This is a genomic window from Methylobacterium nodulans ORS 2060, assembly GCF_000022085.1.
GTDB classification, from domain to species: domain Bacteria; phylum Pseudomonadota; class Alphaproteobacteria; order Rhizobiales; family Beijerinckiaceae; genus Methylobacterium; species Methylobacterium nodulans.
Genome location: NC_011894.1, coordinates 1,359,838 through 1,371,685, shown reverse-complemented (window position 1 = coordinate 1,371,685; position 11,848 = coordinate 1,359,838). Strand labels below are relative to the sequence as shown.

The window sequence follows — 11,848 nt, the reverse complement described above, 5'->3', positions numbered from 1 at the left end:
GGACGCCCGCGACCGGCACGATCCTGCTCAAGCCCGCGAGACCGCATGTCCCCTCCCCTCTCCCTCGCGCCGATCGTGGTCTTCGACCTCGACGGGACCCTCGCCGAGACGGCGGGCGATCTCATCGCCACGCTCAATGTGGTGCTCGACCGCGAGGGGCTGCCGCCGATGGACGTGGCGCGGGCGCGGGACTTCATCGGCGCGGGCGCGCGGGCCTTGATCGCGCGCGGCTTCGCGGCGGCCGGCCGCGACCTCGCCCCCGACCGGCTCGACGCCCTGTTCCGGGTCTTCCTTGCTCATTATGGGCAGCATCTCTGCGTGACCTCGCACCTGTTTCCGGGCGCCGGCCCCGCCCTCGACCGGCTCGCCGCCGCGGGCTACCGGCTCGCGGTCTGCACCAACAAGGTGGAGGATCACTCCGTCCGCCTGCTGCAGCTCCTCGGCGTGGCCGACCGCTTCGCGGCGATCTGCGGGCGGGACACCTTTCCCTGGTCCAAGCCCGACCCGCGCCACCTGACGGAGACGATCGCGCGCGCGGGCGGCGATCCGGCCCGGGCAATCATGGTCGGGGATTCGCGGACCGACATCGCGACGGCGCGAGCCGCCGGCATCCCGGCGGTGGCGGTGCCCTTCGGCTACACGGATGTGCCGGTGCGGGATCTCGGCCCCGACGTGATCATCGATCACTTCGACGCGCTGTTCGACGCCGTGCAGCACCTGAACGGCCTCGCCCGGTCGGCGGCCTGAGGGTCGATGGTTCTGGTGAGGACCGGAGGAATGGTGGGCGCGACAGGGATTGAACCTGTGACCCTTCGCGTGTGAAGCGAATGCTCTCCCGCTGAGCTACGCGCCCGGTCCGGCGGCTTCTAGGCGGGTCGGGGGCGGGCGTCAAGCCGTTCCTGAGCGGGAATGCTCCGGTTCGGCGGCTCACCGGCACCGAGCGTGGATCATGCCCGCGAGGATCGCGCGGCAGCCTCCCGGCCCGCTTCCACGCGCACGGCGCGGCTTCCAGGGTGCGGGCGGCGGCGCGCGAACCGCTCTCGCCTTCGCGACGTCGTCAAGCTGGCCGACATGATCGACGTCGCCCCGTCGGGCGGGGGCGGGCCCAAGGTGGCGGGCCATGGTGTTGAACGGCATGCCGTGCCAGCCCGAACCGGGACGCGGATGGCCACGCGGTCGGATGCGGCGGGATCGCCGTAGAGCCTACAGGCCAGTCTCGTTCCGTCGCGGGCAGAAAACGTCGTCAGTTCAGGCAGGCCGGAATGGTCGGCTGTGATGGCTGCCGCGAAGTCGATCCCGCCGCTGCTCGCGGAGGATTCCCGCGGCCGATCCGTTGCCACACAGACCGTCGTGCAAACCGCCAGAGCCCATCGCCCGGAAGCGATGGGCTCTGGCGAATGCAGAACTAAAATATCCTGTAAATCAGGGAGTGATGCCAGGATGGCGGTAGCCCGCGATACTTCGCGAGCTCGATCGGTTCACTCCCACTCGATCGTGCCCGGAGGCTTCGAGGTGATGTCGTAGGTGACCCGGTTGATGCCCTTGACCTCGTTGATGATCCGGGTGGCGACGCGGCCCAGGAACGTCATGTCGAAAGGATAGAAGTCCGCCGTCATGCCGTCGACCGAGGTGACGGCGCGCAGCGCGCAGACATGGTCGTAGGTGCGCCCGTCGCCCATCACGCCCACCGTCTTCACCGGCAGGATCACCGCGAAGGCCTGCCAGATCGCGTCGTAGAGATCGGCCTTGCGGATCTCCTCCAGGTAGATCGCGTCGGCCTTGCGGAGCGCATCGAGCTTCTCGGCCGTGATCTCGCCCGGGCAGCGGATGGCGAGGCCCGGCCCCGGGAAGGGATGCCGGCCCACGAAGGCGTCGGGCAGGCCGAGCTCGCGGCCGAGCACCCGCACCTCGTCCTTGAACAGCTCGCGCAGGGGCTCCACGAGCTTCATGTTCATGCGCTCGGGCAGCCCGCCGACATTGTGGTGGCTCTTGATCGTCACCGAGGGGCCGCCCGTGAAGGACACGCTCTCGATCACATCCGGGTAGAGGGTGCCCTGCGCCAGGAACGCCGCGCCGCCGATCTTCTTCGCCTCGGCCTCGAACACGTCGATGAACAGGCGCCCGATCGTCTTGCGCTTCACCTCCGGGTCGGTGACGCCGGCGAGCGCGCCGAGGAAGAGATCCTGCGCCTGCACGTGGACGAGGGGGATGTTGTAGTGGTCGCGGAACAGCCGCACCACCTCCTCGGCCTCGCCGAGGCGCAGCAGGCCGTGATCCACGAACACGCAGGTGAGCTGCTCGCCGATCGCCTCGTGGATCAGCACCGCCGCCACCGCCGAGTCGACGCCGCCCGAGAGGCCGCACAGCACCTTCCCGGTCCCGACCTGCGCGCGGATGCGCTCGATCGCCTCCTCCCGGAAGGCGCGCATCGACCAGTCGCCCGAGCAGCCGGCGATGTCGCGCACGAAGTTGCGCAGGAGCAGCGCCCCGTGGGGCGTGTGGGCGACCTCGGGATGGAACTGCACCGCATAGAAGCGGCGCGCCTCGTCGGCCACCGCCGCGAAGGGGGCGTTGGGCGAGATCGCGATGGTGGAGAAGCCCTCCGGCAGCTTCGTCACCCGGTCGCCGTGGCTCATCCAGACCGGGTATTTCTCCCCGACGTGCCAGATGCCCTTGAACAGGGCCGAATCGGCGATGACCTCGATCTCGGCCCGGCCGAACTCGGCATGGTGGCCGCCCTCGACCTCGCCGCCGAGCTGGGCCGCCATGGTCTGCTCGCCGTAGCAGATGCCGAGCACCGGCACGCCCGCCTCAAACACGCCTTGCGGCGCGCGGGGCGAGGTCTCGATCGTCACCGATTCAGGCCCGCCCGACAGGATCACGGCCTTCGGCTTGAGCGCTGCGAAAGCGGCTTCCGCCGCCTGATAGGGCACGATCTCGGAATAGACCCCCTCCTCCCGCACCCGGCGGGCGATGAGCTGGGTCACCTGGCTCCCGAAATCGATGATCAGGATCTTGTCGTGCTCGGCGGTCATGGAGGTGAGTTAGACGAGCATCGGCCTGGGCGCAACGCGGCGCGGGCGCAGCGTCACGGATCTGCGAGCAGCCGGCCGCATTAAGCGCGCGTTCACCGCTTGGCCGCGAGAGCTGTCACCCCCGAAAAGCCTCAAGACAGGAGTCTCTTCCTATGAGAACCATCGTCCTCGGCCTCGCCACCCTGCTCGGTGCCGCCACGCTCGCCTCCGCCCCGGCCGCGGCCCTTCCGGTCGCCGGGCCCGGCCTCGTCGCCCCGGAGGCGGGGATCGCCCAGGCGCAGTACGTCGAGCGCCGCATCGTGCGCCGGGGCCCGCGCTGCACCGTCGTGGTGAACAAGCGCCGGGGTCCCTACGGCCGGGTCGTCGTCACCCGCACGCGCCGCTGCTTCTGACGGTTCCGACACGGGAATGGTCCCGCAGGACCATTCCCCCGAGTCCGTCGGACGCTTCCAGAAGCGTCCGACGGACTCTCCGCTTTTGACGTGTCGGATGTCCGGACGGAGAACCGGTCTCCACTTCTCCTGGACATCCTCTATCCGCGGATGAACCCCCGCCGCCGCGCCCAGGCGAGGAACAGGCCGGGCCAAGCCGCCGCGGGCGTGCCCGGGACGCCGAGGGCGAAACCGTGGCCGCCGCGCTCGAACAGGTGCATCTCGGTCGGCACGTCGGCGGCGCGAAGCGCCCCGTACATCAGCAGGCAATTGTCCACCACCGCGACCGGATCGTCGGCCGCCTGGGCAAGAAAGGTCGGGGGCGATTGGGCGCGCACGTGCAGTTCCACCGAATAGGCATTGGTGGCGAACCGCGTCGGGGCCTCGCCGACCAGCACCCGCCGGCTCGAGGTGCGGTCGAAGGGCGGGCGCAGGGTGATGACCGGATAGATCAGCGCCGCGGCGTCGGGCCGCGCGGAGAGCGCATCGTCCTCGTCCACCGGCTCGTAGAGCCGCGCCGCGAAGCGCACGGCAGCCGAGCCCATCAGGTGGCCGCCGGCCGAGAAGCCGACCACGCCGATCCGGCCCGGTTCGTAGCCGTCGCGCTTGGCCCGCGCCCGCACGAGGCGCACGGCCCGCTGCACGTCCTGGAGCGGGGCATCCGCCCCGGCGGCCCATCCCTCGCCGGGCAGGCGGTAGACGAACACGAAGGCGGTGATGCCCTGCGCGGCCAGCCACTGCGCGGTCGGAAGGGCCTCGTGCCCGATATCGATGCGCCGGTAGCCGCCGCCCGCCGCGATCAGGATGGCGGTTCCGTTCGGGCGGGCCGGCCGCACCGCCATCAGGCAGGGCCGCGCCACGCTTTGGATGACGCCCTCGCGGCTCTCGTCGAAGGCCGGACCGTCGAGATCCGGTCCGCCCCCGCCGGGCGGCAGCCCGGGCCAGAGGGGGAGCATCTCCAGATCAGCGCCGGGCCGGGGCGGAGGTGTGGCCGGTGAAGCGGGAGCCGCCTCCCGGGGCGCTGGGGCCGGAGCCGGAGCCGGAGCCGCCGGCTGGGCGGCCTCCGGGGCAGCGGCTTCCGCCGCCCGGACGGTCCCGGTCGCCGAGCGCGCGAACGGGAGCGCGGCCGCTCCCGTGAGCAACGTCCTGCGATGGAGCGGCATGTCCGGTCGATCCGAGATCTCTCCTGCCCCTCAACCATCGTGACGGCAGCTTGTCCAGTCGCCGATGGGGATCGGGCCCGCGAAGACCGCCGATCCTCGGTATTCCGCCGCGGGGGCGGCCTGTCCCCGCCTCATTGACCCAACGTCACCGTGCTGACGTAGAATCCATCCGTTCCGGTGCGGGCCGGCGTCAGCTGCACGCCGTGCGCGGTGCGGCGCAGGGCTGCCTCGAGCGTCGGCGCGAGGGTGGGCGGGCGGATCGTCAGACCCGGTTGCCGGGTCAGAATCCCGCCCACGGCCTCGTCGTTCTCCTCCGGCAGGAGCGAGCAGGTGACGTAGACGAGGCGGCCGCCGGGCTTCAGGAGCCGCGCGGCGCGGTCGAGGACCGCCGCCTGGTCGGAGCGCCGCGTCGCGAGGCTCCCCGGCCGCAGCCGCCACTTGGCGTCGGGGTTGCGGCGCCACGTGCCCGAGCCCGTGCAGGGGGCATCGACGAGGACGAGGTCGGCCTGTCCCTGGAGATCCGCCAGGACCTCCGGGGCCGCCCGGCTGCCGCGGGGCGTGCGCACCTCGGCGGCCGCGCCGGCCCGGCGCAGGCGTTCGTGGATGGGTGCGAGGCGGCGGGGATCGCCGTCGGTCGCGACGAGCCGTCCCCGGTTCTCCATCATGGCCGCGAGCGCCAGGGTCTTGCCGCCGCCGCCCGCGCAGAGATCGATCACCATCTCACCGGGCCTGGCGCCCGACAGGAGCGCGGCGAGCTGCGAGCCCTCGTCCTGGATCTCGAACAGGCCCTCCAGGAATTCGGGCTCGACATGCAGGGCCGGGCCACGGCCGTCATCCGGCACCGGCACGCGCAGGCCATGGGGCGCGTGCGGGGTCGGGGCGGGATCGAGATGGGCGAGACCTTCGCGCACCCGCTCGCGGTCGGCCTTCAGGGTGTTGACCCGGATGTCGAGAGGCGCGCGGCGCGCGAGCGCCTTCAGCTCCGGCAAAAGGTCGTCGCCGAGGATCCGCACGAGCGAGGGCAGCACCCATTCGGGCACGTCGCCGGCGATGTGGGGCGGCGCATCGGCGAGGGTCGCGGTGTCGAGGCGCGTCCGCTCGGCCTGCGTCAGGGGAGCGGGCGCGAAGCGCTCGCCCGTGAACAGGCCCGCGATGGTCTGCCCGGCAAGGCCCCGCTGGAGGCGCAGAGTCCCGATCAGCACCGCGCGGGGCGTGTCCTCGCCCATGATCCAGGCGGCCGAGGCGCGGCGGCGCAGGGCGTCGTAGACGAGGCTGGCGATCGCGGCCCGGTCGCCCGAGCCGGCGAAGCGGTGGGCGAGGCCCCAATCCTTGAGCGCGTCGGCCACCGGGCGGCGGCGTGCGGCGATGTCGGCCAGCACCTCGATGGCGGCCGCGAGACGGGCTGAGGGCGTCATCGCGAAACGGTCACGCCCGCGCCGGCGAATCGGCCCGCGACGGCCAAGCTTTCGGCCTCTTCCCCGGGGACATCACCGGGGTGCCTCGCGCCGATCCGGAGCCTTGAACCCATGTCGCCGCTCACCTCTCTCACCCTGGCCGGTCTCCTCGCGCTGACGCTCGCCGCCTGCGCCACGGCGCCGGCCGCGACGCCCGACCTCACGCCCCCGCCACCACCGCCCTACGACGCCAAGACGCAGCTCGAATATGGCGGTGCGCCGCGCCCGCCGCGTTACTGACGCCGCCGGATCCTCCTCGGGCGACCGGCGCGAGGAGGATCCGAATCCCCCAGACCCCCACCGCCATCGGCGCCGGCGCCCCGGCGAGGGCGGGCGCCGGCCGGTTGGCTCGCTCATGGCGATGGGCCCGACCGTCACGGTCCCGCCCGCGCGACCGCACAGCGCGTCCGCCCGGTCCAGATCGGAAGCCGGACGAGCAGGCCGACCTGGACGGGACCGGAGCGAGGACCGGGGCGAGGATCGCCCGCAGGCCCAGAGGATCCGCTGCCGGTCGCTCAGGTCCGGCTCGGGTAGTTCGGGCTCTCGCGGGTGATGGTCACGTCGTGGACGTGGCTCTCGCGCAGGCCCGCATTGGTGATGCGGATGAACTGCGCCCGCTCGCGGAAGGCCGCGAGATCCTCGGCGCCCACATAGCCCATCGCGGCGCGAAGCCCGCCCGCGAGCTGGTGCAGCACCGCCGCGACCGGGCCCTTGTAGGGCACCTGCCCCTCGATGCCCTCCGGCACCAGCTTGTGGGTGTCGCTCACCTCGGCCTGGAAGTAGCGGTCGGCCGAGCCGCGCGCCATGGCGCCCACCGAGCCCATGCCGCGGTAGCTCTTGTAGGAGCGGCCCTGGTAGAGGAAGACCTCGCCCGGCGCCTCATCGGTGCCGGCGAGCAGCGAGCCCAGCATCGCCACCGAGGCGCCGGCTGCCAGCGCCTTGGCGAGGTCGCCCGAATACTTGATGCCGCCATCCGCGATCACCGGCACGTCGGCATCGGCCGCGGCCTCGACCGCCTCCATCAGGGCGGTGAGCTGGGGCACGCCGACGCCCGCGACGATGCGGGTGGTGCAGATCGAGCCCGGGCCGATGCCGACCTTGATCGCATCGGCGCCCGCGTCGATCAGGGCCTGCGCCCCCTCGCGGGTCGCCACGTTGCCGGCGATGACCTGCACGGCGTTCGAGAGCGTCTTCACCCGGCGCACGCTGTCGAGCACCTTGGCGGAATGGCCGTGGGCGGTGTCGACCACGATCACGTCGCAGCCCGCATCGATCAGGCGCTCGGCCCGCTCGAAGCCGCTCTCGCCCGTGGTCGTGGCGGCGGCGACCCGCAGGCGGCCCTGCTCGTCCTTGACCGCGTTCGGATAGGCGACCTGCTTCTCGATGTCCTTGACGGTGATGAGGCCGATGCAGCGGTAGTGGTCGTCGACCACGAGCAGCTTCTCGATCCGGAACTGGTGCAGCAGGCGCTTGGCCTCGTCCTGGGTCACGCCCTCGCGTACGGTGATCAGCCGGTCGCGGGTCATCAGCTCGGCGATCGGCTGGTTCGGGTCGGTGGCGAAGCGCGTGTCGCGGTTCGTCAGGATGCCGACGAGCTTGCCCTTGGAGCCGTTCGGGCCGCGCTCCACCACCGGGATGCCCGAGATGCCGTTCTGGCGCATCAGCAGGTGGGCATCGGCGAGCGTCTCGTCCGGGTGAATGGTGATGGGGTTGAGCACCATCCCGGATTCGTACTTCTTGACCTGCCGCACCTGCTCGGCCTGCTCCTGCGGCTCGAGGTTGCGGTGAATCACGCCGAGGCCGCCGTTCTGCGCCATGGCGATTGCCATGCGGGCCTCGGTGACGGTGTCCATCGCCGAGGCGATGATCGGCAGGTTCAGCTTGATCGAGCGGGTGAGCCGGGTGTGGATCGCAACCTCGGCGGGCATCACCGACGAGGCAGCGGGCCGCAGCAGAACGTCATCGAAGGTCAGGCCCTCGATGATGCTGTCGGCAACGATGCGGGCCATGAACCAACTCCTGATGCGGAAAGGGGCCGGGCGCGGCAGCAGCCCAGCCTTCAACGAGTTGGCACCGGCCGATAGCATGCGGGCGCGACCGTGGCAAAGCCGTGATCGCCGCATCATGCATCGCCGGCATCCCGCTCCCGAGCGGAGCGCAGGGGAACTCTCGTCCGGGTCGGCCCGGTCCCCGGCTTTCCGGGGGCGGGCGGCTAGAGCAGAAGCCGTTCGCAGTGGACCGGCTTCTGCTCTCGGCCTTCGCGTTTGCCGCATCGTCTGCGACGAACCGGCATCCCGCGTCGTCGGACAATGCTCTATTTCTGGCCCTGGCTCGCCTTGTTGGCATTGTGGCGCCCGATGACGCAGCCGGCCGCCGCGCCGGCCTTGCCGTGGCCGGCCGCGGCCCCGGCCGCGCCGCCGACCACCGCACCCTTGAGGCAGCCCTTGGCCTCGGCTCCGCCGGTCCCGAGGAGCGAGGCCGTGACCAGGGTGGCGGCGAGCAGAATCGTGGATCGCATGGCGGATCTCCGTGTGGGCGTGCCGCCTCCAACGGCCGGAGCCTCCCTGGCGTTCCGGCTTGACGCTCCGGCAGAGCCGGGAGACAGGGGGATGTCCCGCCGCAATCCGCCTGCCGATGACGACCCCGCCCCCGTCCTCCCCGCTCCGGCACGACGGCGCGCAGCCGGCCGCCCCGCGCTCCCTCGCGGAGGTCTTCTCCGCCTTCCTCACCCTCGGCCTGACCTCCTTCGGCGGCCCGATCGCGCATCTCGGCTATTTCCGGGACGAGTTCGTCGTCCGGCGCCGCTGGATCGACGAGGCGGCCTATGCGGATCTCGTGGCGCTCTGCCAGTTCCTGCCGGGCCCCGCCTCGAGCCAGGTCGGGTTCTCCCTCGGAGTGCTGCGCGGCGGCGGCCTTAGCGGCGGGCTCGCGGCCTGGGCGGGGTTCACGCTCCCGTCCGCCCTCCTCCTCGTCGCGGTGGCCTCCGGGGCGAGCGCCGCGCCGGGGCCGCTCGTCGCGGGCCTGCTCCACGGGCTGAAGCTCGTCGCGGTCGCGGTCGTGGCCCAGGCGGTCTGGGGCATGGCGCGCAGCCTCGCCCCCGACCGGCCGCGCGCGGGCCTCGCCCTCGCGGCCCTCTGGCTCGTCGTCCTGGCCCCCGGCGCCGCCGGGCAGCTCGGCGCCATCGCGCTCGGCGCCGCCGGCGGCCTTGCGCTCTGCCGCGCGTCCGGCGGACCGGCGGGCCGGTCCGCCGCCTTTCCGGTCTCGCGCCGGACCGCCGTGGCCGCGCTCGCGATTTTCCTTGCGCTCCTTGTCCTGCCTCCCGGGCTGGCCGGGCTCACGGGATCCCGGGCGCTCGCGGTCTTCGATGCCTTCTACCGGTCGGGCGCCCTGGTCTTCGGGGGCGGGCACGTGGTGCTGCCGCTCCTTCAGGCCACCCTGGTCGCCCCGGGCTTCGTGACGGGCGACTCCTTCCTGGCCGGCTACGGCGCCGCGCAGGCCGTGCCGGGGCCGCTCTTCACGGTCGCGGCCTTCCTCGGGACGGTGCTCCAGGGACCGCCGAGCGGGGTCGCGGGCGCGGCGCTCGCGCTCGTGGCGATCTTCCTGCCGGGGCTGCTCCTCGTCCTCGGCGCCCTGCCGTTCTGGGACGCGCTGCGGGCGCGGCCCCTGGCGCAGGCGGCCATGCGGGGCACCAACGCCGCCGTGGTCGGGATCCTGGCGGCGGCCCTCTACGATCCGGTCTGGACGAGCGCCGTCGGCGCGCCCCGCGACATGGCGGTCGCGGCGACGGCCTTCGGGCTGCTCACGGTCGGCCGGCTGCCGCCCTGGCTCGTCGTCCTGCTGACGGCAGCCGGCGGAGCCGCGCTTGCCTGATGCCGGCCGCCAGGCGGCCCGCACGGTGGCGAGGAAACCGAGGAACCGGCCCGGCGGAGACGCGGCGGCCGAAGGGCGCCGCGGTTCGACCATCCCGCCGGATCCGCTCGAGACCATGGCCGTGCCCGACCGGCCGGGCTATCGTCGCGTCCCGATTCAGGTCCCAGCACGGGAACAAGCTCCTGACAATGGCAGACGACCCCACCGCCCTGCGCGACGAGGATGCTCGCATCACCGCTCTCCCGATCCACGACGAGCGCAAATATGCGGACACGCTCGACCTCGTGGGCGAAGCCACCGCCAAGCGCCTGCTCGGCCGGCTGATCGACCAGTTGCAGGCCGCGTTCCAGGGCGACGAGGACCGGGCGGTGATCGCCCGGGAGGCTCACGCGCTGATCTCGACCTCCGGCCTCCTCGGCTGCGACCGCCTGTCGGAGCTCTGCCGCGACCTGGAGGAAGCCGCCAAGGCCGGCCTCGACCTGCGGGGACGGCTCTGCACGGCGCGCCGCACCCGCGACCTCACCGCCGCCGCCCTTCTGGCCCTGCGGGATTAGAGCCGGGATTAGAGCATTGTCCGACGGCGCGGATGCCGGTTCGTCGCGGACGATGCGGCAAACATGATGACCGAGAGCGGGATTCGTTCCACCGTGAACGGATCCTGCTCTGCCGCTCCGCGTGATCGTCCGCGGGGGATGTCGGCCGTCACCGACCGCGCGGCTCGGTTCCCAGCGTCCGATCGAAGAATGCCGCGATCTCCCCGAAGACCTCACGCGTCTCCGGGGCCTCCGGGTCGGACAGGGACTGGGCGTGGCTCAAGCCCTCGAAGACCTGCAGGGAGGCGTCGACGCCGGCTTGGCGCAGCTTGCGGTGGGTGCGGACCGTGTTCGAGAGGAACGGGTCGCGGGTGCCGGCGGTGAGGATGGCCGGCGGCAGGCCGCGGAAGTCGCCGGAGATCGGGGAGAGCTGCGGGTCCCTCGGGTCGTGGCCGGCCGCATAGAGGCGGGCGGCAGGCGTGAGACATCCCTCGGAGGAGACCAGCACGCCGTCGAGCCATCCGGTGGCCCTGTCGCCGTCGCCGGTCTCGGTGAGGTCGGACCAGGGGGTGCCCGGTGCGATCGCGGCCGGAAGCTTCACGCCCTCCTGCTTGGCGCGCAGCATCAGGGCGAGCGTCATGGCGCCGCCGGTCGAAGTGCCGAACACCGCCATGTTCTCCGGGCGCTGCAGGGTGAGCGCGGCCTTCCACATCGCCATCGCGTCGTCCATCGCGGCCGGCAAGGGGGCATCCGGGGGCATGCGGTCGCCGAAGGAGATCACCGTGAAGCCGCCGAAGGCCGCCATCAGCACCGCTTCGAGCGTGCCGGCCTCGCCCGGATCGGTGCCGGAGCTGCCGTGGAGATGGACGAGCAGGCGGTTGCGGTTGCGCTCGGGCACCTCCTTGGGGGCGATGATCCAGGCCTTGACGCCGCCGATCGGCTCCGGCGTCGAGACCACGCCGAGCCGCTCGCGCAGCGCCGGCAGGGGAGCCGCCGTCTGCGCCGCGGGCCGTCCGATCTGGGTCTTCCACTCGGCAGCACCGTCCGGGTTCGCGTCCAGAGCGGGTGCCCGGTCGGGCGCGGCGGTCGTCGCCTGGACCTCGGGACCGACCGGGCCGGGCACCGGGATGCGCCGTCCGGGCACCGTGCGGGGACCGGGCTTGCCGGTGGCGGCGCTCTGCTCGGCTTCGAGCCGCGCGAAATCGGGTGCGCTCGCCGCGGCCGCCGGGGCCGATTGACCGCGGGCGGCGGGCGTCAGGGCCGGAAGACCCAGGAGCAGCAGCAGGACGGCGGTCCGGCGGATCATGACGGAGCCTTTCCGGGGAGCATCGGCAGCGGCGCGAACCGCCGCGCCAGGCACGG

At 72.6% G+C, this 11,848-nt stretch carries 11 protein-coding genes and 1 tRNA gene; 5 read left to right on the top strand and 7 right to left on the bottom strand.

All coding sequences use genetic code 11. The annotated features are described in order from the left end of the window. Positions 1 to 45: 45 nt before the first annotated feature. Complete coding sequence (gene gph / locus MNOD_RS06260) at positions 46 to 747, top strand: phosphoglycolate phosphatase (protein ID WP_015927992.1); 702 nt, start codon at positions 46 to 48, stop codon at positions 745 to 747. Positions 748 to 778: 31 nt separating this feature from the next. Here gph and MNOD_RS06255 read toward each other — a convergent pair. Together MNOD_RS06255 and guaA are read right to left on the bottom strand one after the other, a co-directional pair. After that, positions 779 to 853: transfer RNA gene (locus MNOD_RS06255), tRNA-Val, on the bottom strand. Positions 854 to 1,478: 625 nt separating this feature from the next. After that, the gene (guaA, locus tag MNOD_RS06250; RefSeq protein WP_015927991.1) at positions 1,479 to 3,035 is read right to left on the bottom strand and encodes a glutamine-hydrolyzing GMP synthase; all 1,557 of its coding nucleotides are present in this window, start codon (positions 3,033 to 3,035) and stop codon (positions 1,479 to 1,481) included. A gap of 152 nt (positions 3,036 to 3,187) precedes the next feature. Here guaA and MNOD_RS06245 point away from each other — a divergent pair, with 152 nt between their 5' ends. Then, positions 3,188 to 3,427: a hypothetical protein gene (locus tag MNOD_RS06245; protein ID WP_015927990.1), complete on the top strand. Its 240-nt coding sequence runs from the start codon at positions 3,188 to 3,190 to the stop codon at positions 3,425 to 3,427. Between the two features lie 140 nt (positions 3,428 to 3,567). Here MNOD_RS06245 and MNOD_RS06240 read toward each other — a convergent pair whose 3' ends face one another. Then, positions 3,568 to 4,629 (bottom strand): alpha/beta hydrolase, encoded by a 1,062-nt coding sequence (locus MNOD_RS06240; protein ID WP_015927989.1) that lies wholly within the window; start codon positions 4,627 to 4,629, stop codon positions 3,568 to 3,570. Between the two features lie 131 nt (positions 4,630 to 4,760). Further along, complete coding sequence (locus MNOD_RS06235; RefSeq protein ID WP_015927988.1) at positions 4,761 to 6,044, bottom strand: RsmB/NOP family class I SAM-dependent RNA methyltransferase; 1,284 nt, start codon at positions 6,042 to 6,044, stop codon at positions 4,761 to 4,763. A gap of 111 nt (positions 6,045 to 6,155) precedes the next feature. Between MNOD_RS06235 and MNOD_RS47935 the strand changes: the two genes are divergently transcribed. Next, a complete protein-coding gene (locus tag MNOD_RS47935; protein WP_015927987.1) occupies positions 6,156 to 6,323 on the top strand; it encodes a hypothetical protein in 168 nt (55 codons plus the stop codon). Positions 6,324 to 6,598: 275 nt separating this feature from the next. Here MNOD_RS47935 and guaB read toward each other — a convergent pair whose 3' ends face one another. Then, complete coding sequence (guaB, locus tag MNOD_RS06230; RefSeq protein ID WP_015927986.1) at positions 6,599 to 8,092, bottom strand: IMP dehydrogenase; 1,494 nt, start codon at positions 8,090 to 8,092, stop codon at positions 6,599 to 6,601. Positions 8,093 to 8,397: 305 nt separating this feature from the next. Continuing rightward, positions 8,398 to 8,601 (bottom strand): hypothetical protein, encoded by a 204-nt coding sequence (locus MNOD_RS06225; protein WP_015927985.1) that lies wholly within the window; start codon positions 8,599 to 8,601, stop codon positions 8,398 to 8,400. A gap of 116 nt (positions 8,602 to 8,717) precedes the next feature. Between MNOD_RS06225 and chrA the strand changes: the two genes are divergently transcribed. Both chrA and MNOD_RS06215 read left to right on the top strand, forming a co-directional pair. Continuing rightward, on the top strand, positions 8,718 to 9,953 hold the full coding sequence (gene chrA, locus MNOD_RS06220) for a chromate efflux transporter (RefSeq protein ID WP_015927984.1): 1,236 nt from the start codon (positions 8,718 to 8,720) through the stop codon (positions 9,951 to 9,953). Between the two features lie 188 nt (positions 9,954 to 10,141). Then, on the top strand, positions 10,142 to 10,507 hold the full coding sequence (locus MNOD_RS06215; RefSeq protein ID WP_015927983.1) for an Hpt domain-containing protein: 366 nt from the start codon (positions 10,142 to 10,144) through the stop codon (positions 10,505 to 10,507). Between the two features lie 148 nt (positions 10,508 to 10,655). On the opposite strand, the gene MNOD_RS06210 is transcribed toward MNOD_RS06215, so the two are convergent. Continuing rightward, the gene (locus MNOD_RS06210; protein WP_015927982.1) at positions 10,656 to 11,792 is read right to left on the bottom strand and encodes an alpha/beta hydrolase fold domain-containing protein; all 1,137 of its coding nucleotides are present in this window, start codon (positions 11,790 to 11,792) and stop codon (positions 10,656 to 10,658) included. Between the last annotated feature and the right edge of the window lie 56 nt (positions 11,793 to 11,848).

What these genes read in the sequence shown, in the direction of transcription:
- MNOD_RS47935 (WP_015927987.1), top strand. Translation starts at nt 6,156, where the DNA reads ATGTCGCCGCTCACCTCTCTCACCCTGGCCGGTCTCCTCGCGCTGACG.
- gph (WP_015927992.1), top strand. Translation starts at nt 46, where the DNA reads ATGTCCCCTCCCCTCTCCCTCGCGCCGATCGTGGTCTTCGACCTCGAC.
- MNOD_RS06245 (WP_015927990.1), top strand. Translation starts at nt 3,188, where the DNA reads ATGAGAACCATCGTCCTCGGCCTCGCCACCCTGCTCGGTGCCGCCACG.
- guaB (WP_015927986.1), bottom strand. Translation starts at nt 8,092, where the DNA reads ATGGCCCGCATCGTTGCCGACAGCATCATCGAGGGCCTGACCTTCGAT.
- chrA (WP_015927984.1), top strand. Translation starts at nt 8,718, where the DNA reads ATGACGACCCCGCCCCCGTCCTCCCCGCTCCGGCACGACGGCGCGCAG.
- MNOD_RS06210 (WP_015927982.1), bottom strand. Translation starts at nt 11,792, where the DNA reads ATGATCCGCCGGACCGCCGTCCTGCTGCTGCTCCTGGGTCTTCCGGCC.
- MNOD_RS06215 (WP_015927983.1), top strand. Translation starts at nt 10,142, where the DNA reads ATGGCAGACGACCCCACCGCCCTGCGCGACGAGGATGCTCGCATCACC.
- guaA (WP_015927991.1), bottom strand. Translation starts at nt 3,035, where the DNA reads ATGACCGCCGAGCACGACAAGATCCTGATCATCGATTTCGGGAGCCAG.
- MNOD_RS06240 (WP_015927989.1), bottom strand. Translation starts at nt 4,629, where the DNA reads ATGCCGCTCCATCGCAGGACGTTGCTCACGGGAGCGGCCGCGCTCCCG.
- MNOD_RS06235 (WP_015927988.1), bottom strand. Translation starts at nt 6,044, where the DNA reads ATGACGCCCTCAGCCCGTCTCGCGGCCGCCATCGAGGTGCTGGCCGAC.
- MNOD_RS06225 (WP_015927985.1), bottom strand. Translation starts at nt 8,601, where the DNA reads ATGCGATCCACGATTCTGCTCGCCGCCACCCTGGTCACGGCCTCGCTC.